Here is a 19659-nt window from a genome sequence, read left to right as displayed (position 1 = left end):
GCCGACGCCTTCGGCCCGAACCCGCGCAGGATGCCCCACCCGGCCTCGATCACCGGCTGAAACACCGTCGCCCGGTAGCCGTTCTTGTAGGCCGACGTCCCGAGGATCATGTCGTTCGCGGTCTGGTCGGCGACGCTGAGGCAGAAGCGGCTGTTGACGTTGCGGGTGATGCCGGTCGGCAGGCTGTCCTTGTCGGGAATCTGCGTACCGATCATGATGATCACACCGAGCGCCCGGCCCAGCTTGATGACTTTCTCCAGGAGTTCCCCGGCGTCCTTGCCGTACTTGCTGGTCATCAGCTCTTGCAGCTCGTCGAACCACGCGACGAGGGGGTGAAGCCCGGACCCCTTGAGCGACGCCAGCTCGGGCGTCACCTTGTTCTCGGGAGCCTTGCCCAACCTCGCGTAGTGCTCGATGCGCTTGGAGCGGCGGCGGCACTCCTCGTACAGCCACTCGATGAACGCGTAGCAGCGGGCGAGGGTGTCGTCGTCGAAGCCGTTGCCGTACTCGGCCATGACCGGCTCCAGGACGGCGAAGTCACCGACGCCCTTCAACTCGTAGCCTCGGATCTCGGCACGCGGGTCGAGGGCGGCGGCCAGGATCAGATCCCGCAACGCGAACGTCTTCCCGCTGCCCGGCTGACCGCCGAACAGGAAGTTGCGGAACATTAGGTCCACCGCCACCGTGTCCAGGCGGGGCGTGGTGGCGAACGGGAACGCCTTGAACACGTCCACCTTCGCCGAGGCCGACAGCAGCGGCCACGGCGGTTGCTTCATCTGCGACGCCGGTTCGTAGCCGACCCACAGCGCCAGCCGGCCCGTGTGCCCCGGCGCGGCCTCGGGCCACACCTGGTCCAGCGGCAGGCGCATGGCCGAGGCGAGCCGGCCGCGTCGGGCGATCACCTCGGCGGCCTCCACCCCGTACGGGAGGTCGACCACGGCGAGGTGCCCGGGTCCGTCGCGGTGGATGTCCACCGGGAACGAGATGGCCTTCGGGTCCTTCGCCACCGCGCTGTTGATGCCGGGCATTTGCAGCGACGTGAGCGCCCGCCGCACCAGGTCGGCGGTGAGCTTGCGGTAGCGGGTGCCCTCGCTCACCCGGTCGGTGAGCGGCTTGTCGGCCGGGCGGCCGAGCGTGGCCAGCAGCGGCACCACCGCCGCCAGAGCGGCGTAGCGCCACCAGGACGGAGCGAACGCCAACACCACCCCGCCGACGACGGTCGCGGCGGCCGAGGCGGCGAGGATCCACCACCGCCACACGCTCTGGCGCTGCCGGCGGGCGTCGAGCTTCATCCACGTGTCCGCATCACCCCGGGACGCGGCGGCCTGCCGCAGGTGCCAGTTGCCTTCCTCGGCGCTGGCCCAACGCAGCGCCCGGCCGAAGCCGCGGAACAGCCCGACCGGCGCCCACACGGCGGTCTTCGCCGCGTACTTCGGCAGCCGGACACCGTGGTAGGCGGTGACATAGCCGGCGTCCTTGAGCACGTGGCGCAACGCGGCCAGCAGGGCACGCCAGGAACTCGCCCAATCGGCCAGGATCGGCCGGCGGTCCCGCTGCCGGGCCAACACCTCCCGGGGGATGTCCTCGGCGGTGTCGACCGGCCCGCCGTCGTGGCCGGGGCCGTCGTCGACGCTCTCGGCGTCGTCGCCCTGCTCGCCGTCACTGTCGCTCTGTTCGGCGTCGTTGTCGGCCGGCGGGCGCGGGCGGGGCGTGCGGCGGGCGCGGGCGTCGTCCAGGTCGACCACCTCGGCGTCCGGGCCGGCGGTGGTCGGGTCGGTCAGGTCTGCTTCGGCAGCGTGCCAGTCGAAGCGGTCGTCATCTCGGGGGGACGTCATGATGGGGGTTCCTCCGGTCATGGGATCGTGTGGGAGCCGGCGGCACGGCGCGGTTTGCGAGGCCAGGGCCGTGCCGCCGGGCGCGGGAAGCGGTCAGTTCTTGACGGAGACGCGGTTGCCGCAGTCGCCGCAGGTGGCGTAGGTGCGGCGGTCGTCGGCAGTGATGTCACGCCAGTTGCTCTCGTTGCCGCAGGGCGGGCACCAGAGCGTCGAGGTGCCGGTGGTGATGCGGCCGGAGGAACGGCCGATCGAGATGCGTGCCATCAGGGGTTCCCTTCTTCGGTGGGTGACTGCCAGCGGAACGGGTGGTCAGGCGGCGCAGAACAGGGCGGCGATGAACAGAAAGGCGTAGTGCCAGGACTGGTCCAGGGCGTACGCGCCGGTGCCGAGCGAGGGGTTGTCGTCGTGGCCGGGTCGGGGCTGGCCGAGGCGGTAGAAGCGGGCCGCGCCGAGGGCGGCGGCGAGACGGCGTAGCGGGGTGCGCCGGTCGGCGATGTAGTGCGACACCGCCGACACCGCCAGCCCTACGGCCACGCCCCACGGGTCAAGACGCAGCCCGGTCGCAAGAACCACGGTGGTCAGGGCGACGGCGGCGGTCAGGGTGTAGGTGGCGACGTGCGCGGCGCAGGCGAGGCGGCCGAGCCATCCCGGCTGGCCCTTGGTGTCGGCCTGCCACTGGGTCTGGACCCAGTGATCGGCGACCTGATGCGCGACGTAGAGGGCGGCGAACACGGCGGCGAACGCGGCAGCGTGCGCGCCGCTCGGGTCTGCGAACATGGATGTCTCTCCCGAGGTCTGTTGGCTGAGGGGTTGAGGGCCGGCGGCACAGCGGGTTTCCAGGCCGTGAGCTGTGCCGCCGGGCGGGGCTAGTCGTGCGTGCGGACCAGGTGCGCCAGTGCGGCACCCATGCCGAGCACCGCGACCGGCAGGCAGGCCACGGCGGTGGTGATCCACCACGGGGCCGAGGTGACTCCGGCGGCTTCCAGGAGGTGGTAGGCGACCTGGCCGAGCGCGCCGACGACCAGGGAGCCGAGGGCGGACCACTTCGCGAAGCGCAGCGCCGGGGCGGGCACCCGACCCGACAGCCACACGTACAGCGCGTACGCGCCGTACGTCTCCACCCCGATCGGGAGCGTGATCGCGGAGTTGATGGAGAAGCTGTCCCAGATGCCCGGCAGCGGGTGCACGATGCCGAACCCGGTGAGTCCGCCGAGCCCAACCCACCCGGACCAAATCGCCACGAACGCCGGCAGAGCCAGCAACACCACCGGCCACGCCACCGCCCGACGCGCCGGGACGGTCGGTGCGGGCGTGTCCGGGCGACTGACCGCGCTGGCCTCGGCCGGCGGCTCGTCCGTCGTGATCTCCGGGGTGGGCGTCGGGTCCGGCTCAGCCGGGGCGGCGGGCTCGGGTACGGCCGGCGGGTCGGCCGGGTCCGTGGTGTCCGGCTCGGCGGTGTCGGCCAGCGGCGTGGCGGGCTCGGTCTTGAGCAGGGTGAGCAGTTCACCGGCCTTGGGCGCGCCGATGCGGAACTCGCGCATCAACCGGTTGCGCGACGGGAACGCCTCGCCCTCGGGCAGGTCCAAGGCGCGGGCGGCGGGCAACAGGTCCTCGATGGGCTGCGGGTAGCGGGTGCCGTTGATGGTCGGGGCAGTCATGACAGGTGGCCTCCGGTCAGTGCGTGAGAGGTCGGGCGGGTAGGGCGCGGCAGGTCGGAACAGGTGACCGTCGTTGACGCTGGCCGGCTAGGCGGCCCGGTCGGTACGGCTGCTGTCGAGCAGGGCGCGGGCCTCACGCAGGACGCGCCGCTGCGCTCGGCGGATGCGCTGCCAGTCCAGGTCACTCGGGTGGCCGTCGCTGGTCACGATGGCGATCTGGGCGTCGAGCAGCAGGACTTCTGCCTCGATCAAGGGCATTTCGCCCTCGATCGCGGCCAAGTCGTCGGCGGTCGGTCCGGGTGTCGGGAACGGCTTGAAGCTGGTCACCTCGTGTCCTTTCGTGTGCCTCGCATCTCTCGCGAAGCGCTTGTCTGTTGCGCAACAAGGTAGCGATACGTGGGTCGGTTGCGCAAGTAGGTAGCGGTATGTTGGTGCGATGAGTGACGCCCGAGATGTGCTCTCAGTAGCGACGAAGCGCTACCAGCGGACTGAGGCGGCTCACGAGGCTGCCCGCGATGCCGTGGTGACGGCTGTCCTCGCCGCCCTTCGTGAGGGCGTCGGCCCTTCCGAGGTTGAGAGGTTGTCGCCGTTCAGCGGCGCGTACATCCGGAAGTTGGCGCGGGACAACGGCGTTCCGCCGGCGCCGCCAGGGCCGAAGCGTGCGCCCTAGCTAGCGGGCCGCAACGCGTAGTTGCCGGCGTCGACCAGGCCGTGAGCCAGGGCGGAAGCCTCCATATCGTCGATGGCGCGGGCGGGGATCACGAACCGTCCTCGGACCTTGATGGCCGGGAACTGCCCGGCGTGGATGGCTCGGTAGAGAGTCACCTCCGACATGCCGAGAAGCGCAGCAGTGTCCGCGACGGACCGGAAGCGGGGGCGCTCCTGAACACGGGCGAGGGGTTCAGCCACGGGAGTCTCCTCAGTAGTCTGATGTGGCGAATGGCTTTCTGATATCCAGTGAAGTCGAAGTCGGACGGCGCGCCCATGCAAGGCAGGTGCAACCGTGCGGCAAGCCGATGCAACGAGCGCGGGGACCACGATGGCGGCGGTGGATCAGTGGACGGGGCGTCTCGCCTGCGCGCTGCAAGCCGCTGCCGGCATGACGAACGAGGGATTTGCCGGGTGGCTGGGCATTGCGGTCAGGACGGTCGCGTACTGGCACAGCCGGCCGGAAACCGTGGCCGGAAGCGCGAATCAGGAGGTGCTGAACGCTGCCTTCGATCGACTCTCGGACGCGGTGAGATCGCGTTTTCTCCACGGCCTGAGCAGCGGGGCGGGCAAGGGAGGAAGTCTCAGCGGTGGTCAGGCTGTTGGTGATGTCGTGAGTGACGCCGCCGACGCAATCGCCAACGACTCGCTTCTGGCCAGTATCGGAGTGCCACACGAGTCGATCGAGGCATTGCAGCAGGACATGGCGCTACTGGCCAGGTCGGGCGGGATGGCCGCCTTCGACACGTTCTCAAGCGCACGCCGGCTGCGCGACGAAGCGCGAGCGCTCGCTGAGCGGACGCGTCGGCCGGGGGAGTTTGCCGACCTGTTCGTGGTCATCGGCCAGGGCGCGTCACTCATGGCCTCTACCGCCTTCGACCTCGGGCACTGGCACGAGTCGGCGGCGTTGGCCAGGGCGGCGACCCAGTACGCGGATCTCGCCGGCCACGCGTCGTTGAAGGCGTGGACGTACGGCCTGCAAATGACGCTGGCGAACTGGCGCAGTGAGCCGGATGCCGCCCTGAGCTACTTCGAGCGAGCGATGCGCGCGGCGCCTGACGGCGAGCCGAAGCTGAGGCTGCGCTACATCGCCGCTCGCTCCCACGCCCTGCTTGACGACTCAGAGTCGGTGGCGGCGGTGCTGGACGCTGCCCAGCGGGACCGGGAGGCGGCAGAGGGTCACCCCGACGAACTGGCTACCTCGACCGGCGGGGAGTTCGCATTCGGAGACGCGCGCGCCGCGGCTTGCGCCGCCGCCGCATGGCTCGACCTCCGTAACGGTGACCAGGCCGCAAGGTACGCCCGTGAGGCGCTGAGCGTCTACGAAGCGCTGCCGGCGGCGAGGCGGCCGTACTCGCAGATCAACGGGACGAACATCGACGTAGCCGCAGCGCACCTCCACATGCGGGACAAGGACGGCGCTGCGGAAGCACTGCGTACCGTTCTCGAACTGCCTCCCCACAAACGCAACGTCTCGCTGACTGGCCGGCTGGCCCGGATCGAGCGTCTGCTGAACGAAGCGCCGTGGAACGGTGACGTCGACGCACGGCAGCTCGGCGAGCGCATCGCAGCGTGGCTGTCGGAAACCTCAGCTCGACCGCTCACCTGAGCGGCGCCATGCCGCCAACACCTGTGCTTCCTTCTCTGGGCTGATTCCGATCTCCGCAGCGCGGTCATGGCTGCCGATGTCCCCGCTGTCGACCAACCACCGCCAGGTTTCCCGCACGGTCTGTTCGAGCGGGCGGGTGCGAAGACCGGCAGCCTCTGCGGCGGTCGCATCGACGCGCCACACGCCATCGAAGGTGCGCCACAGGGGTAGCTCGGACCACTGACGGACGCCCTGACGAAGCAGGAAATCGTTCGGCACCCAGGTTAAGGAGGCATCAGCCCGCGTCGAGTGGGCACAGTCAGCGAGCAGTTCACCGAAGGTTGCGTTGCCCATTGGGGAGCAGACGTTGAATGCACCGGACGCCTCATCAGCGATGGTGCGCAGCGCGAACGCGGCCAGGTCGCGCACGTCGACCGGCTGAATGGTCCGGTCGGCAGAGCCTGGTGCCAGCACCTCCCCACCAGCAGCCACACGGCGCAGCCACCAGGGAAGGCGGCCGACGTACTCACGAGGGCCCACCACCACGCCGGGCCGCAGGATCGTCGTCCGGTCCGCTCCGAACGCACTGACTGCTGCAGCCTCGCAGCCGGACTTCTGGTAGCCGTACTGGGTCGGACCGTCCTCGGTGTCGGTTCCGTAGTCCGGGCCGGCGTCCGGCGGGCTGTATAGCACCTCGGATCGCTCGCTCAGCGGCTTGACCGGCCAGTCTCGGTACACGCTGACTGTCGACATGAAGACGTACCGGCCAACGACGGGCGCGAGCGTACGGGCGATGGCAAGGGTGTTGCTCGGCACGTAGCCCGAGGTGTCGATCACCGCGTCCCACTGGCCCGCAGTTGAAAGGGCAGTTATGTCTTCCATCCGGGTCCGGTCTCCTCGGATAGATCGCACGGCCTCTAGAAAGGGATCCGAGGTGCCCCGGTTGAAGGTGGTCACCTCCCAGCCAGCGTCGATTGCGGCCGATACGATCGCATGTCCTACGAACCAGGTTCCACCGAGAACTAGCAAGCGCATGGACATATCCTACCGAATTGGAATAGTCGATCAAATGATGACACCTCGAACCGCCAGTCATTCGACCGATCAGTCATTGCCGTAGTCTTCGCCGCCATACAGCGTGCTCGTGTCGACGTTCTCTTCCCAGCCTTCATATCGGTCTTCGGAATACTCAATAGTGCGTAGCCGGGGGATCCCGGCCGCGATTACCTTCGCCGTGTCGTCCAGCACTAGGCCGCAAACTTCACAGGATAAGCCCGTGGCTAAATGAATGACGCTATGGACAATCTCACCGCTTTCCTCATCGTATTTGCTTTTCGTTGTGCGCCCAGGAGTCAAATGAAGTGGTGTCTGATTTCCGCATGCAGGGCAACTAACTGCATGAGCTAAAAGCCTTCTGTGTCCAGTGGGAGTATGTGTGACAGTCCGAATGCGGGCTTGCCGTTCTGGCTCTGTCAGGTGCTCATACATATATTTCGACTTCTCGATCAAGGTGCGAACGGCTTGATGAACCGCTCGGTCCACCTCGACGCTCAATTTACCCGCATGGGCAACGATGCCGGAATCCAAGACATCGGATATGGGCATATCTAGGTGCTCACAAATAGACGAGGCGACGGCCAGAAACCGTGGTAACCACTGCTCCTCGGGTATCTCGGCCAGGGCGGCGTCGGCAGAATGCAGTTCCTGATTCCGCAGGTTGGCTAGAAAGATGGCGTCGCGCTGCCGGTCGTCTCCGAACCCTTCAATTACGAACTTGAGGCGGTCTACGACGGTCTTCGTCGTCACCGAACGCGGGTGTGCGTCAGCCTTCGTAATCCCGGCGGCGTGTAGGAGACTGTTTCCCTCGGGCGCAGCAAGTAGGGAAGGGTGCATTTGTGAGAGTGGGGCCCGGAGGAGGAATTCAAGACCAAGTAAGAGCCAGAGTACAAACTCGTCATCATCCTCGTCGTGGTTCGCGGCGCGATTAAAGTAAAGCTTCGCCTTGGCGACGAAGTCTTCGTAGCCCCACATTCGATCTTCCTCGTTCTCAATAGATGTAGAGCCGCTTCAGTTCCCGAGGGCCAGTGGCTCTGACGGGCGGGCGGCGATGGAGATTCCGCCTGTTGTCGATGAATGCGACTCGTCCTGGTTGCCAATTCACGGCGGAAGTTGGCGGCATCGACTCTATGGAAGGTGCTATCCCTTTCCATGCTAGGCGCGCGACCTCGCACGTTCTTGGATCCCACCGGAGGACCGGCTTCCCGCCCGAGCGGAGCAGGGCGGGAAGGTATCGCACATGTCCGCTCCTGCTTTTCGCTCGTAATACAACCCTGGCTAGCAACTGTGCTGCATCCTGAGTGGATGGGTGGGCGAAATCGAGTAGCTCTGTCGGCTCCGTTGCGCTCGATGCCGTTAGGCAGTGCAAGACAAAAAACTTCGGTGGGTTCGAGGCTATCGCCCCGTCTATATGCCAGGGAAACTGACCCAACCCGTATTGGCCGGATAGGCTCCAGGGGTCTGCGGCATGTTTGGGTATTGGAACCAATTCCTGCCAGCTACTTGTCACCTTGCCCAATTGCTGGGTGAGTCGCTCAACCGTGTCCGTGTCGCAATCATCAATGATTGCGTACCCGTCGTTCGCAAGGTCTGCTTCGACCGAGACGCGGAGGTCCGCGAGCGCTGTGGGCATGAGGTCATGCTACCTGAATGGAACGTACATGTGTATCCCAAAATCGTGTACCTTTGTCATCAATCCTGACCGTCAGACCTCGGATATGCGAGTGCAGAGCGGACGGTCAGGTTAACTCGGCGTCGGGACTATCCTGGACCCCCATTCGGGCAATCCGACGTGCCCTCATGCCCCTAGCTGCGACGGCTGCTCGACGTCCTCGGGTAACGGTGACCATGTCCTCTCCGGCGAGTAGAGCCACCGCGCGGTGAGCGGTACCAACCGAGACGTTGTACGCCGCCGCAAGTTCGGAAACTGTAGGGAGCTGGTCGCCAGGCTGTAGCTGACCAGCCATAATCTGCCGCCGCAGCGCCGCAGCGATCGTCTCGTACGGGCTCGTCGCCATGGTGCTTCGTTGCGAGACACTGGGACGCGGCGGCATGCGAGCGGCGAGCGTCCTGGCGGCCCGTTGGTCAGACTCTGACAGCCAGGCGGCGTAAACCCTAAGTGTCGTCGTCCCGCCGCCGCCATGACCGAGCCGTCCGGCGACCGTCCGCACGTCGACGCCTGCGTTGATCAACTCAGTAGCCGAGTAGTGGCGTAGCGCGTGGATGTGACTGTCGATGTCGAGCCGACTGGCGAGCCGGCCGTACCGCTGGGTGATGGTGTCGGGCCGGTAACCCCGGCTGTTGTCCGGCTCAGGGGAGAAGACGTAGTCGGCGGGGTCGGTGTCCGAGTCGAGCTGCGCCAGGCGGTCAACGTACCGGCCGTGTAGCTCGCGGAGCACTTCAATCGTCTCCGGGTCGAGCGCTACCCGCCGTTGTTGGTGCGTCTTGGTGTCCTTCTCCTGTAGCTGGCCATGCTCGTCCAGGTAGGCGCTGCGCCGCAGCGTCAGCACACCAGCGGTCAAGTCGAGATGGTGCCAGCGCAGCGCGGCCAGTTCGCCACGGCGGGCGCCGGTCGTCATGGCGAGCCAGACCAACGCACCCCAATCCGGGTCGCGCCACGCCTCGCTGATGATGCGGGCTGCGTCGGCCGGACCCGGCGGCTGCGGGTCGGGGTGCGGCGGTGCGGGTGGCTCGGCCTGGCTAGCGGGGTTGACGGCGATCCAACGCCACCGGACCGCGCGGCTGAGAGCACCACTGAGGATCCAGTGGATCTGGCGCACTGATGAGGCGCTGAGCGGCTTGCAGACGTGCGGCCGGCACTTCGCAGTGCAGATGTGGTCGCCCTCCACGCGGTGCCTCACGAACGCCTTGCCGCCACACCAGTCGCGGCAGCGGCGCAGGCTCGCGTAGAACGACTCCAACGTCTCGGCGTCGAGCCGGCCGACCGGCAGCTTGCCTAGCACCGGCCGTACGTGCTTGTTGAGCTTGTTCACGTAGCCCATACGGGTGGTGGCCTCGATGTCGGCCACCTCAAGCCACCTGTCTAGGAGTTGGTCGAGCGTGGCGCGGGTGCGCGGGTTGCGTCGCTCGTCCACCTGGGCCAGCAACCGGGTACGCGCCTTCTCGGCTTCTTTGGCGGCGGTGCGGCCGGCGGGGATGACCTCGGTCAGGTAGTGCCGCTTCCTGCTGATCGGGTCGACGCCGGCATAGACCTTCACGCGCAGTGACCCGCTGGGAAGGGTTTCGATCTCGCCGCGCTGGCGCTTGGTGCGTCCGTTCGAGGCTGCCACGGGGCCACCGTAGCGCGCTCGCACCACGAATAGCCCCACGCGAGCGGGTCAGAGGAGGGAAGTGCCTGTGCGCCCGGCAGGATTCGAACCTGCGGCCTTGGGATTAGAAGTCCCCTGCTCTATCCGCTGAGCTACGGGCGCGCGTCGACTGTCGTCGCGCCAAGAGGGTACCGCCGGCTCCGGCCCGGCCGGGGGTACGGGTGGGCGCGCCCACGTCGCCGCCAGCGTCCCACGCCGGGGCCGCAGGCGGCACCTGTGTTCCGGCGGGTCCCCGGCCGGCGCGCGCACCCCGGTCCGTACCCTCGGCGGATGCTGCTCGACCAGGAAACCGAGAACGAGATCGTCTTCGAGCTGTGCCAGCACCTCGGGCGGTCGATCCTGCCCGTGGCCGGGTCGGAGCGGTCCGGCGCGCCGGCCGGCACGGTCGGCACCGCCTTCTTCTACAGCGAGCTGGTCGGCGCCACCGACGACGGGGAGGTCGCGCACGAGTGGCTGCTCACCGCCGACGCGCTCACCGACCGGCCGTACGGGGAGATTCTGCTGCGGCCGAGCGTCACCGAGCCGGCCGAGGGGGCGGCGGAGCCGATCGAGCTGCCCGGTTTCGCCGACCACTGGCTGCGCCTGCCGGAGCTGGGGGTGGCCGCCATGCCCACCGGCGGGCTGCACGGGCACGCCGACGACCGGGGCTGGCGCTGGCGTACCCAGCAGGTCACCGAGGCGCTTGCCGCGCCGGCCGGCGCGGTCGCCCGGATCGGCGCGACGCCCGGCTCGGCGTTCGTGCTGGCGCTGGGCGTCGGCGACGACGGGTCGCGGCCGCTGGAGGCGGTGGTCGAGCGGGTCGTCCGGGACGCCGACGGGGTGCGGGTGACCGTCGAGCTGCCCGCCGGGTACGTGGGCGCGCCGGTCTTCACGGTGGAGGCCGGGGCGGCGGACGAGCCGGTGCCGCGCTGCCTGGGCCTGCTGCTGCCGGCCCGCGACGGCGGGCACCCGATCGCCACGTTCGACCGGATCCGGACCGCGCTCGCCGAGGCAGCGGAAGGAGGGGCCCCTTCCTGACGCCTCCGGTAGAGAGGGGACCCCTTCTCACCACCTACCGAACGAGACGGCCGGCAGTTCAGCCCTCGGCGCTCGCGTCGGCGGGTTCCTTGGCCGGGCGGCGGGGGGCCGGCGGCGCGGGCTCCGGCTCGGTCGGGCCGGCGCGGAGGAAGCCCTCCGCCCACCGGCCGACCTCCGCGAAGACCTTCTCGCGTACGCCGGGGCTGGACAGCGTGAGGTCGTGCAGCCCACCGTCGAAGCGGGCCAGGGTGACGTGCCGGCCGAGGCGGGGCGCCCAGCGCACCATGTGCTCCACGTCGAGCACCGCGTCGGCCCCGGTGGCGCTCTCGTGCCACTTCGCGCCCCGGAAGCTGCGGGTGGAACAGGCCAGCAGCACCGGCACCGGGATGTCCAGCCCGGCCCGCAGCCGCCGCTGGCCGGTGCGGATCGCGTTGAGCCAGCCGGCCCGGACCGGGAACCCGGCGAGCGGCTTCCACGCCAGGTCGTAGCGCCACTCGCCGCGGTGGTCGGCGTGCAGGCTCTCGCCGTACACGGTGCCGAGACCGAATGGCAGGATGCGCTGCGGCGCCCGGCGGCCCAGGCGGGAGACGGCGGCCGCGAGGGGGCGACGGACCACCCAGGGGGCGTTGATGTCGAAGAAGGGGCTGTTCAGCACGATTCCGTCGACCAGGCCGGCGTCGCGGCGGGCGTCCGCCCAGAGCGAGATGATCAGGCCGCCGGTCGAGTGGCCCATGGCGAGCAGCGTCTCGTGGCCCTCGTCGGCGCGGATGATCTCCGCGGCGGCGTCCAGCTCGGGGAAGTAGTCGCTCAGGTCGCGGCAGAAGTTCGGGGTCTGGTGCGGGAGCAGGCTGCGGCCGTACTTGCGCAGGTCGAGGGCGTAGAAGTCCCAGCCGCGCTCGGCGAAGAAGTCGGCCACGTGGGTCTGGAAGAAGTAGTCGACGAAGCCGTGCACGTAGAGCACGGCCCGGCCGGTGGGGCGGTCGGCGCGGCGGCGGACCACTGTCGCGACGACCGGTCCCTCGTCGTCGGTGCCCAGCTCGATCGTGCGCCGCTCGTAGGGCGCTCCCAGCACGTCCGGTTCCACGACCGCGACGGTACGCCGCCGAGCTACCCGGCGGTAGGGGTGTAAGGCGGGGCCCCCTGTTAACGCCTGCGGTAGAGAAGGGGCACCTTCTCACCCGTGGACGTGGCGCCCCCGCCCGCCGGCACCGTGCGGGCGGGGGCGGACGAAACTCAGGCGGTCTCGGCGTCCAGGCGCGGCGCGTCGTCCAGATCGACGGGGGCGGGCTGTTCGCGCAGGTGCTTGTTGTTGCGCGGCTCCTGCCGGGTCTTCGCGTCGTTGAGCTTGCGGCGCAGGTCGTCCCGGACGTCGTTGAGCGCGGCGTGCAGGTCCTCCTCGGTCGAGGTGGTGACGATCTTCTGCCGGCCGGCGACCCAGCACTCCAGGGTCACCTTCTGGCCCCGGGCCTCGCGGTCCTTGACCGACACCTCCAGTTCGGTGGCGTCGGCGTGGAAGCCGGCGAGCCGGGCGTCAAGCGTCGCGAACTGCTCGGCGATCCAGTTGCGGTCGCCCTGGGAGAACCCGGCACCGACCCGCAGGCACTCGCCCACGGTCGCGGGGTTCGCCACGGCGCTCATCGCCCTGCCTCGCGGACGTCTCGGAGAAGCATCGGCGCTCCCTTTCTCTCGGTTGATCAAGTACTTACCCAACCGGGGCGTCTCCGGAACGCCTCCCGCCGGTCACGTTCCGATCATGTGTCGCCGCAGGTCCGTCCCGTAGGGCCGATCGGCCTAGCAGACGGAGACCTTGATCAGGGGGTTGTCCACAAGCCGGTGGTCGTCCACAGGGCGGGGGTCGGCGGGATGCACCGGCGAGGCGGTCCGGTCCACGCTCACCCGGACAACCGATCCCTGGGAGGGGCGATGTTCGACACCTACGTCACGATCGTCGGCAACGTGCTGACCGCGCCGGAGTGGCGCCGCACCACGCAGAGCGGCACGCTGGTGGCCAACTTCAAGGTCGCCTCGACCGCGCGCCGGCTCGACCGGGACAGCGGCCGTTGGGTCGACGGCAACAGCCTGCGGGTGCGGGTGAACTGCTGGCGACGACTGGCCGAGGGGGTGGCGGCGTCGGTGACCCTGGGCGACCCGGTGATCGTCGCCGGCCGCCTCTACACCCGCGACTGGACCGACGAGGCCGGCAACCACCGCACGCTCTACGAGCTGGAGGCGGTCGCGGTCGGGCACGACCTGTCCCGGGGGCGGTCCCGCTTCCTGCGCAACCAGCCGCGCGCGGCCACCAGCTCCGTCGAGGACGCCGAGGCGGAGCGGCGGGTGCACGGCGAGGCGACCGAGCCGGTGCCGGACGAGCAGGCCCCGACCACGATCGACGACAGGCCGTTCGACGACGACTTCCTGCCGGAGTTCGGCGCGGCACGGGTCGGCCTCACCGGCACGCTCGACCGGATGCTCGACCTCGACCCGTTCGATGCCCGGCCCCGCGCCGACGACGGCGCGCGTTCCGCCGGACCGGCCGGCATCGAGTCGGGCGGATCCGCCGCCGGTCCGGGCGTCCGGTTCACCGAGCCGGGTGCGGGGGAGGACGACGAGCTGGCCGCCGAGGGGAGTGACGGGCGGGACCCGACCGAGGACGACGAACTGGCCGAGGTCGGGTCGCCGGTCGGCGACGGGCCGGCCGGCGCGGTGTCGGGCGACGTCAGGTCGGCCGGCGGGGCCGCCTCGGGTCGCCGTAGCCGGCGGCGTACCCCGGTGTCCGCCTGAGCGTCCGCGACGCGCCACGGGGGCGCGGGGTGGCGACACCGTCGTCGCCACCCCGCGTCGGCGCAGGCCGACCCCGACGGCGGGCCGGGGCGGCATCGGCGCGACCGCCGCGGGTGCGCAGGCCGGCAGCGGCACGTGACGGCCGCGGCGGATGACCGGGTACGGCTAGGCTGGCCGGCCGGAGGTGGTGACGGGTGCGGCAGGCGAGCGCCATGGCGAACGCGACCGGGCTGGTGGCGGGCTACGCGCTCGACGCCCTGCTCGGCGACCCACGCCGGTGGCATCCGGTGGCCGGCTTCGGCCGGGCGGCAGGTGCACTGGAGCGGCGGCTCTACCGCCCCCGCCGGTCGGCCGGCACGGCGTTCACGGCGCTGGCGGTCGGCGCGCCGGTGCTGCTGGGCGCCGCCGCCGCGCTCGCCACCCGGCGTCACCCGGCGGCCCGCGCCGCGCTGGTGGCCGCCGGCACCTGGACGGTGCTGGGCGGGCGCACGCTGCGGCACGAGTCACGGGTGATGGGACGGGCGCTGCGCCGCGCCGACCTGCCCGCCGCCCGGGCCCGCCTCGGCCACCTGTGCGGGCGGGACCCCTCGGCCCTGGACGAGTCCGAGCTGGCCCGCGCCACCGTCGAGTCGGTCGCCGAGAACACCTCCGACGCGGTGGTCGCGCCACTGGTGTGGGGCGCGGTCGCCGGGCTGCCGGGCCTGCTCGGCTACCGGGCGGCGAACACGCTCGACGCGATGGTCGGCCACCGTTCGACCCGGTACGCCCGCTTCGGTACCCCGGCCGCCCGGCTGGACGACCTGCTGAACCTGGTGCCGTCCCGGCTGACCGGGCTGCTCACCGTGGCCGTCGCGCCGGTGGCGCACGGGGACCGCGCCACGGCCTGGCACGTCTGGCGGCGGGACCGGGCCGACCATCCGAGCCCGAACGCCGGGCAGTGCGAGGCGGCGATGGCGGGCGTCCTCGGCGTCCGGCTGGGCGGACGCAACGTGTACTTCGGCCGGTCCGAGACACGGCCGTTCCTCGGCGACGGCCCCCGGCCGGAGGCGCGGCACCTGAAGCGGGCGGCCCGGATCTCCGGGACCGTGGGCCTGGCGGCGCTCGGGCTGGCCGCGCTCTACCCGGTGACCGTGGGCCGGCTGGCCGCCACGACCGGCCGCGCCGCCTGGCGCGCGCTGGCCGGCACCACCGGGCGTGGAGCAGGCGGTGCCCACGGGCGCGGAGCAGGCGGTGCCCGGGGGCGCGGCGCGCGGCGCGGCGGCGTGGGCGTGGTGGGCGGCGGGCGGTGAGCGGCGGGCTGCTGGTCGCCGGCACCACCTCCGACGCCGGCAAGAGCGTGCTCACCGCCGGCATCTGCCGGTGGCTGCGCCGCCGGGGGGTCCGGGTCGCCCCGTTCAAGGCGCAGAACATGAGCAACAACTCGGCGGTGGTGGTCGGCCCGGACGGCCGGGGCGGGGAACTGGGCCGGGCCCAGGCCATGCAGGCCGCAGCCGCCGGGCTCGCGCCGGACCTGCGGTTCAACCCGGTGCTGCTCAAGCCGGGCAGCGACCACGCCAGTCAGGTCGTGCTGCTGGGCGAGGCGGTCGACACGGTCACCGCCGGCAACTTCCACACGCTGCGGCCCCGGCTGGCCGCGACCGCGTACGCGGCGCTGGCCGAGTTGCGGGCCGAGTACGACGTGGTGGTCTGCGAGGGGGCGGGCAGCCCGGCGGAGATCAACCTGCGGGCCGGTGACTACGTCAACATGGGGCTGGCCCGGCAGGCCGGCCTGCCCACGATCGTGGTCGGCGACATCGACCGGGGCGGCGTGTTCGCCTCGATGTTCGGCACCGTGGCCCTGCTGGACGCGGTCGACCAGGCGCTGGTCGCCGGCTTCGTGGTCAACAAGTTCCGGGGCGACCTGGGGCTGCTCCGGCCCGGCCTGGACATGCTGCGCCAGGTCACCGGCCGGCCCACCTACGGCGTGCTGCCCTGGGCGCTGGAGCTGTGGCTGGACGCGGAGGACTCACTCGCCTACGGGCGGGTGCTCGGCCGGCCGGCGGCGCCCCGCGGCACCGACTGGCTGGACGTGGCAGTGGTCCGGCTGCCCCGGATCAGCAATGCCACCGACGTGGAGGCGCTCGCCACCGAGCCGGGGGTGCGGGTGCGGCTGACCGTAGAGCCGGCCGAGTTGGCCGCCGCCGACCTGGTGGTGCTGCCCGGCTCCAAGTCGACGGTCGCCGACCTGGCCTGGCTGCGGGAGACCGGGCTGGCCGACGCGGTGCGGGCGCACGCCGCGGCGGGCCGTCCGCTGCTCGGCATCTGCGGCGGGTTCCAGATGCTCGGCCGGGTGATCCACGATTCGGTGGAGAGCCGCCGGGGCAGCGTGCCCGGCCTCGGGCTGCTGCCCGTCGAGATCACCTTCGACAGGCGCAAGACGGTCCGCCGGGCCGAGGGCTTCGCCGCCGGGGACGTGCCGGTGCACGGGTACGAGATCCACCACGGCCGGGTCTCCGCCGCCGATCCGGGGCTGCCGCCGTTGCTGCGCGACGCCGACGGCGCCGGCGAGGGCGCCCGGCTCGGTGCGGTGTACGGGACCCACTGGCACGGCGCGTTCGAGTCCGACGCGTTCCGCCGCCGGTTCCTCACCGAGGTCGCCGGGGCGGCCGGCCGGACGGGCTTCAAGGTCGCGCCGGACACGTCGTTCGCGGCGGCCCGGGAGCGGACGCTGGACCTGCTCGGCGATCTGGTGGAGGAGCACCTCGAGACGGACGCGCTGTGGCGGCTGATCGAGCACGGCCCGCCGCCGGGCCTGCCGTTCGTGCCGCCCGGCGCGCCCGGGCAGCCGCCCGGCACGGCGTGACCGGGGCGTTCCGGCGGCGTGGGTGGCCAGACGCTGGCACTCGGGCGGTCCGGCGGCGTGGGTGGCCGGACGCTGGCACTCGGGCGGTCCGGCGGCGCGGTCGGCCGGACGGCGGCGGCCGCGCGGTCCGGCGACACCGGGGCGGGACCGGTCAGTGGCGCACGTCGGCCGGCCGGTCGGACATCGGCAGCCCGGCCTCCCGCCAGCCCTGCACGCCACCGATCATGTCGGTGGCCTGGCGCAGGCCGAGCGTCTGAAGGCTGGCGGCGGCCAGGCTGGAGCTGTAGCCCTGCCGGCACACCACCACGATCTCGCGGTCGTAGCCGATCGCCTCCGGGATGCGCCACTCGCTGGCCGGGTCGAGCCGCCACTCCAGCACCGTGCGGTCGATGACGATCGCGCCGGGCAGCTCACCCTCCTCGCGACGCTGCGACTCGGTGCGCGTGTCGATCAGCAGCGCGCCGTTGCGGACCGTCTCGACGGTCTCGTGCGGGGTGAGCCGGCGGAGACCGGCGCGGGCCTGTTCCAGGAGGGCGTCGACGCCCGGACACATCACGTCATGGAGCACCCCCAGATCATGCCCGGGGCGCCCCGACACCGCCTGGCGAAACGGTCCGCGCAGGTCGCAGGATCCAGCGGACGGGGGAACGTTAGCGTCGGTCGGGTGAACGTTGCGGTGGTCGAGGCGTACGCCGGACCGGTCCGGCGGGTGCTGGCCGGGCCGGCGCGGTTGGGGCGTACCCGGCTGGTTGCTGTCGACGGGCCGAGCGGCGCGGGCAAGAGCGTGTTCGCGACGCGCCTCGCGGACGCCTTCGCGGCGGCCACGGGTGAGCGACCGCCGCTGGTCCGCACCGACGACCTGCTCGACGGCTGGGACGACCAGCTCACGTTCTGGACCCGGCTGGAGGAGTGGGTGCTCGGGCCGGTGCGGGCCGGCCGGGCGGGCGGCTACCGCCGGTACAGCTGGGTGCGCGGGTGTTTCCTGGACCGGGTGGTGCCGGTGCCGGCGGCGCCGGTGCTGATCGTCGAGGGGGTGAGCGCCGCCCGCGCCGTGGTACGCCCCGAGTTGACGCTCTCCGTGCTGGTCACCGCGCCGGCCGAGCTGCGGTTGTCCCGGGCGCTGGCCCGCGACGGCGCGCAGGTGCTGCCCGAGCTGCGCCGCTGGCACGCCGGGGAGCGGGCGCACTTCGCCGCCGACGGCACTTCGGCGGCGGTGGACCTGGTCGTCGACGGCGCGCCGGACCTGCCGCACGATCCGGACCGCTACTTCGTGCGGTTCGGGCGGCGTCCGGGCTCGGACGGCGTGGCCGGGTAAGGCCGGCATACGATTCCGGTCATGACCACTCCGATCATCTCCGAGTCCGAGGTGCGGGCCGCCGTCGAGCGGGAACTGCCCGGTGTCCGTGCCGACCTGGAACGACTCGTCCGCATCCCGGGCATCGCCTTCGAGGGCTTCGACCACTCGCACGTGGAGCGTTCCGCCGAGGCGGTGGCGGAGCTGCTACGCGGCTGCGGCCTGGACACCCGGATCGTCCGCTCCGGCGGCCAGCCGGCGGTGATCGGGACGAGGGCGGCCCCGGCCGGCGCGCCCACCGTGCTGCTCTACGCCCACCACGACGTGCAGCCGGTCGGCGACCTGTCGCTGTGGGAGTCCGACCCGTTCGAGCCGGAGGAGCGCGACGGTCGCCTCTACGGCCGGGGCGCCGCCGACGACAAGGCCGGCATCATGGCGCACGTCGCCGCGCTGCGCGCGTTCGGCGACCGGCTGCCGGTGGGCGTGGTGCTGTTCGTCGAGGGCGAGGAGGAGTACGGCTCGGACTCGCTGGAGCGGCTGCTCGCCGAGCACCGCGACGACCTGGTGTCGGACGTCATCGTGATCGCCGACTCGACCAACTGGGACGTGGGCGTGCCGGCGCTGACCACCTCGCTGCGCGGCATCGTGAACTGCTTCGTGGAGGTCCGCACGCTCGACCACGCGGTGCACAGCGGCATGTTCGGCGGCGCCGTGCCGGACGCGCTCACCGCGTTGGTGAAGCTGCTCGGCACGCTGCACGACGACGCCGGCGACGTCGCGGTGGACGGGCTGGCCACCCGGGAGGGCGCGAGCGTCGACTACCCGGAGGACCGGTTCCGCGCGGAGGCCGGCCTGGTCGAGGGCGCGCGGCTGTTCGGCACCGGCCGGATCACCGACCGGCTCTGGACGAAGCCGGCGCTGGCGATCCTCGGCGTCGACGCGCCGACCACCGGGGAGGCGCCGAACGCGCTGGTCCCGGCCGCGAAGGCGAAGCTGAGCGTACGGCTGGCGCCGGGTGACGACCCGAAGAAGGCGTACGCGGCGCTCACCGCGCACCTGGAGCGGCACGCGCCGTGGGGCGCGCAGGTGACGGTGACGTTCGAGCACGACGGCGCGCCCTGCGTGATCGACGCCAGCGGGCCGATGTTCGACGCCGCGCGGGCGGCGTTCCGGAGCGCCTGGGACGGCACCGACCCGGTCGACATCGGCGTGGGCGGCTCGATCCCGTTCATCGCCACGTTCCAGGAGATGTTCCCGGGCGCGGCGATCCTGGTGACCGGCGTGGAGGACCCGCACGCCCGGGCGCACGGGCCGAACGAGAGCCTGCACCTGGGGGAGTTCGCCCGGGTCTGCCTGGCCGAGGCGTTGCTGCTGGCGAAGGTGGCCGAGGCGGGCCGCGCCTGACCGGGGCGGGCGTCGGGCGGTGTCAGCGCGGTGGGGGGGGGGGGCCGGGCGGGGGGGGGGGGGGGGGGGGCCCCCCCCCCCCCCGCGCCCCCCCCCCCCCCCCGCCCCCCCCCCCCCCGCGCCCCCCCCCCCCCCGCCCCCCCCCCG

Annotated in this window: 17 protein-coding genes, 1 tRNA gene and 2 pseudogenes; 7 read left to right on the top strand and 13 right to left on the bottom strand. The window is 71.5% G+C overall.

The features are described 5' to 3' along the window. From ACIA5A_RS24830 to ACIA5A_RS24805, 6 genes are all read right to left on the bottom strand, one after another. On the bottom strand, positions 1 to 1835 hold a 1835-nt coding region (locus ACIA5A_RS24830; RefSeq protein WP_396766746.1), incomplete at its 3' end, for a cell division protein FtsK. A 93-nt stretch (positions 1836 to 1928) separates the two neighbouring features. Beyond that, a complete protein-coding gene (locus tag ACIA5A_RS24825; protein ID WP_396766744.1) occupies positions 1929 to 2099 on the bottom strand; it encodes a hypothetical protein in 171 nt (56 codons plus the stop codon). Between the two features lie 45 nt (positions 2100 to 2144). Further along, positions 2145 to 2612, bottom strand: coding sequence for a DUF3307 domain-containing protein (locus tag ACIA5A_RS24820; protein ID WP_396766742.1), 468 nt, complete (start codon positions 2610 to 2612; stop codon positions 2145 to 2147). An 89-nt stretch (positions 2613 to 2701) separates the two neighbouring features. Further along, positions 2702 to 3493, bottom strand: coding sequence for an ABC transporter permease (locus ACIA5A_RS24815; protein ID WP_396766740.1), 792 nt, complete (start codon positions 3491 to 3493; stop codon positions 2702 to 2704). A gap of 87 nt (positions 3494 to 3580) precedes the next feature. Continuing rightward, a complete protein-coding gene (locus ACIA5A_RS24810; protein WP_396766738.1) occupies positions 3581 to 3820 on the bottom strand; it encodes a DUF6284 family protein in 240 nt (79 codons plus the stop codon). 339 nt (positions 3821 to 4159) lie between these two features. Then, complete coding sequence (locus ACIA5A_RS24805) at positions 4160 to 4402, bottom strand: helix-turn-helix domain-containing protein (RefSeq protein WP_174529622.1); 243 nt, start codon at positions 4400 to 4402, stop codon at positions 4160 to 4162. Positions 4403 to 4541: 139 nt separating this feature from the next. On the opposite strand from ACIA5A_RS24805, the gene ACIA5A_RS24800 reads away from it, so the two are divergent. Then, positions 4542 to 5810 carry a hypothetical protein gene (locus ACIA5A_RS24800; RefSeq protein ID WP_396766736.1) on the top strand — a complete coding sequence of 423 codons (1269 nt, stop codon included), beginning with the start codon at positions 4542 to 4544 and terminating at the stop codon, positions 5808 to 5810. Here the strand turns inward: ACIA5A_RS24800 and ACIA5A_RS24795 are convergent. The 4 genes from ACIA5A_RS24795 to ACIA5A_RS24780 all read right to left on the bottom strand — a co-directional run bounded on the left by ACIA5A_RS24795 (position 5790) and on the right by ACIA5A_RS24780 (position 10276). Beyond that, positions 5790 to 6824 (bottom strand): NAD-dependent epimerase/dehydratase family protein, encoded by a 1035-nt coding sequence (locus ACIA5A_RS24795; RefSeq protein WP_396766734.1) that lies wholly within the window; start codon positions 6822 to 6824, stop codon positions 5790 to 5792. The two genes, ACIA5A_RS24800 and ACIA5A_RS24795, sit on opposite strands and share 21 nt — an antisense overlap. A 69-nt stretch (positions 6825 to 6893) precedes the next feature. Next, positions 6894 to 7820 (bottom strand): hypothetical protein, encoded by a 927-nt coding sequence (locus ACIA5A_RS24790; RefSeq protein WP_396766732.1) that lies wholly within the window; start codon positions 7818 to 7820, stop codon positions 6894 to 6896. A 764-nt stretch (positions 7821 to 8584) separates the two neighbouring features. After that, the gene (locus tag ACIA5A_RS24785; protein WP_396766730.1) at positions 8585 to 10135 is read right to left on the bottom strand and encodes a tyrosine-type recombinase/integrase; all 1551 of its coding nucleotides are present in this window, start codon (positions 10133 to 10135) and stop codon (positions 8585 to 8587) included. Between the two features lie 68 nt (positions 10136 to 10203). Next, a tRNA-Arg gene (locus tag ACIA5A_RS24780) sits at positions 10204 to 10276 on the bottom strand. 168 nt (positions 10277 to 10444) lie between these two features. On the opposite strand from ACIA5A_RS24780, the gene ACIA5A_RS24775 reads away from it, so the two are divergent. Continuing rightward, entirely contained in the window at positions 10445 to 11191 is a 747-nt protein-coding gene (locus ACIA5A_RS24775) for a hypothetical protein (RefSeq protein WP_396766728.1), read from the top strand. 58 nt (positions 11192 to 11249) lie between these two features. Here the strand turns inward: ACIA5A_RS24775 and ACIA5A_RS24770 are convergent, their stop codons facing one another. Further along, a complete protein-coding gene (locus ACIA5A_RS24770) occupies positions 11250 to 12275 on the bottom strand; it encodes an alpha/beta hydrolase (protein ID WP_396766727.1) in 1026 nt (341 codons plus the stop codon). Between the two features lie 149 nt (positions 12276 to 12424). Next, positions 12425 to 12829 carry an HPF/RaiA family ribosome-associated protein gene (locus ACIA5A_RS24765; RefSeq protein WP_396766725.1) on the bottom strand — a complete coding sequence of 135 codons (405 nt, stop codon included), beginning with the start codon at positions 12827 to 12829 and terminating at the stop codon, positions 12425 to 12427. Positions 12830 to 13114: 285 nt separating this feature from the next. On the opposite strand from ACIA5A_RS24765, the pseudogene ssb reads away from it, so the two are divergent. From ssb to ACIA5A_RS24750, 3 genes and pseudogenes are all read left to right on the top strand, one after another. Continuing rightward, positions 13115 to 13944, top strand: a pseudogene (ssb, locus tag ACIA5A_RS24760) (single-stranded DNA-binding protein). A gap of 240 nt (positions 13945 to 14184) precedes the next feature. Continuing rightward, positions 14185 to 15261 (top strand): cobalamin biosynthesis protein, encoded by a 1077-nt coding sequence (locus ACIA5A_RS24755; RefSeq protein WP_396766756.1) that lies wholly within the window; start codon positions 14185 to 14187, stop codon positions 15259 to 15261. Then, positions 15258 to 16814 (top strand): cobyric acid synthase, encoded by a 1557-nt coding sequence (locus ACIA5A_RS24750; protein WP_396766723.1) that lies wholly within the window; start codon positions 15258 to 15260, stop codon positions 16812 to 16814. The genes ACIA5A_RS24755 and ACIA5A_RS24750 overlap by 4 nt, the downstream gene beginning before the upstream one ends. A gap of 151 nt (positions 16815 to 16965) precedes the next feature. On the opposite strand, the gene ACIA5A_RS24745 is transcribed toward ACIA5A_RS24750, so the two are convergent. After that, positions 16966 to 17367 carry a rhodanese-like domain-containing protein gene (locus ACIA5A_RS24745; protein ID WP_396766754.1) on the bottom strand — a complete coding sequence of 134 codons (402 nt, stop codon included), beginning with the start codon at positions 17365 to 17367 and terminating at the stop codon, positions 16966 to 16968. A 111-nt stretch (positions 17368 to 17478) separates the two neighbouring features. Between ACIA5A_RS24745 and ACIA5A_RS24740 the strand changes: the two are divergent. Both ACIA5A_RS24740 and ACIA5A_RS24735 read left to right on the top strand, forming a co-directional pair. Continuing rightward, positions 17479 to 18176: pseudogene (locus tag ACIA5A_RS24740) on the top strand (uridine kinase); the annotation flags it as partial. Next, positions 18151 to 19512: a dipeptidase gene (locus ACIA5A_RS24735; RefSeq protein ID WP_396766721.1), complete on the top strand. Its 1362-nt coding sequence runs from the start codon at positions 18151 to 18153 to the stop codon at positions 19510 to 19512. The pseudogene ACIA5A_RS24740 and the gene ACIA5A_RS24735, both read left to right, overlap by 26 nt. Positions 19513 to 19659 lie beyond the last annotated feature (147 nt).

Origin of the sequence: Micromonospora sp. NPDC051300 (assembly GCF_044455315.1) — a bacterium.
Lineage (GTDB): Bacteria > Actinomycetota > Actinomycetes > Mycobacteriales > Micromonosporaceae > Micromonospora > Micromonospora robiginosa.
Note: the sequence above shows the minus strand (reverse complement) of the source record. Positions and strands in the feature narration are given on the sequence as shown.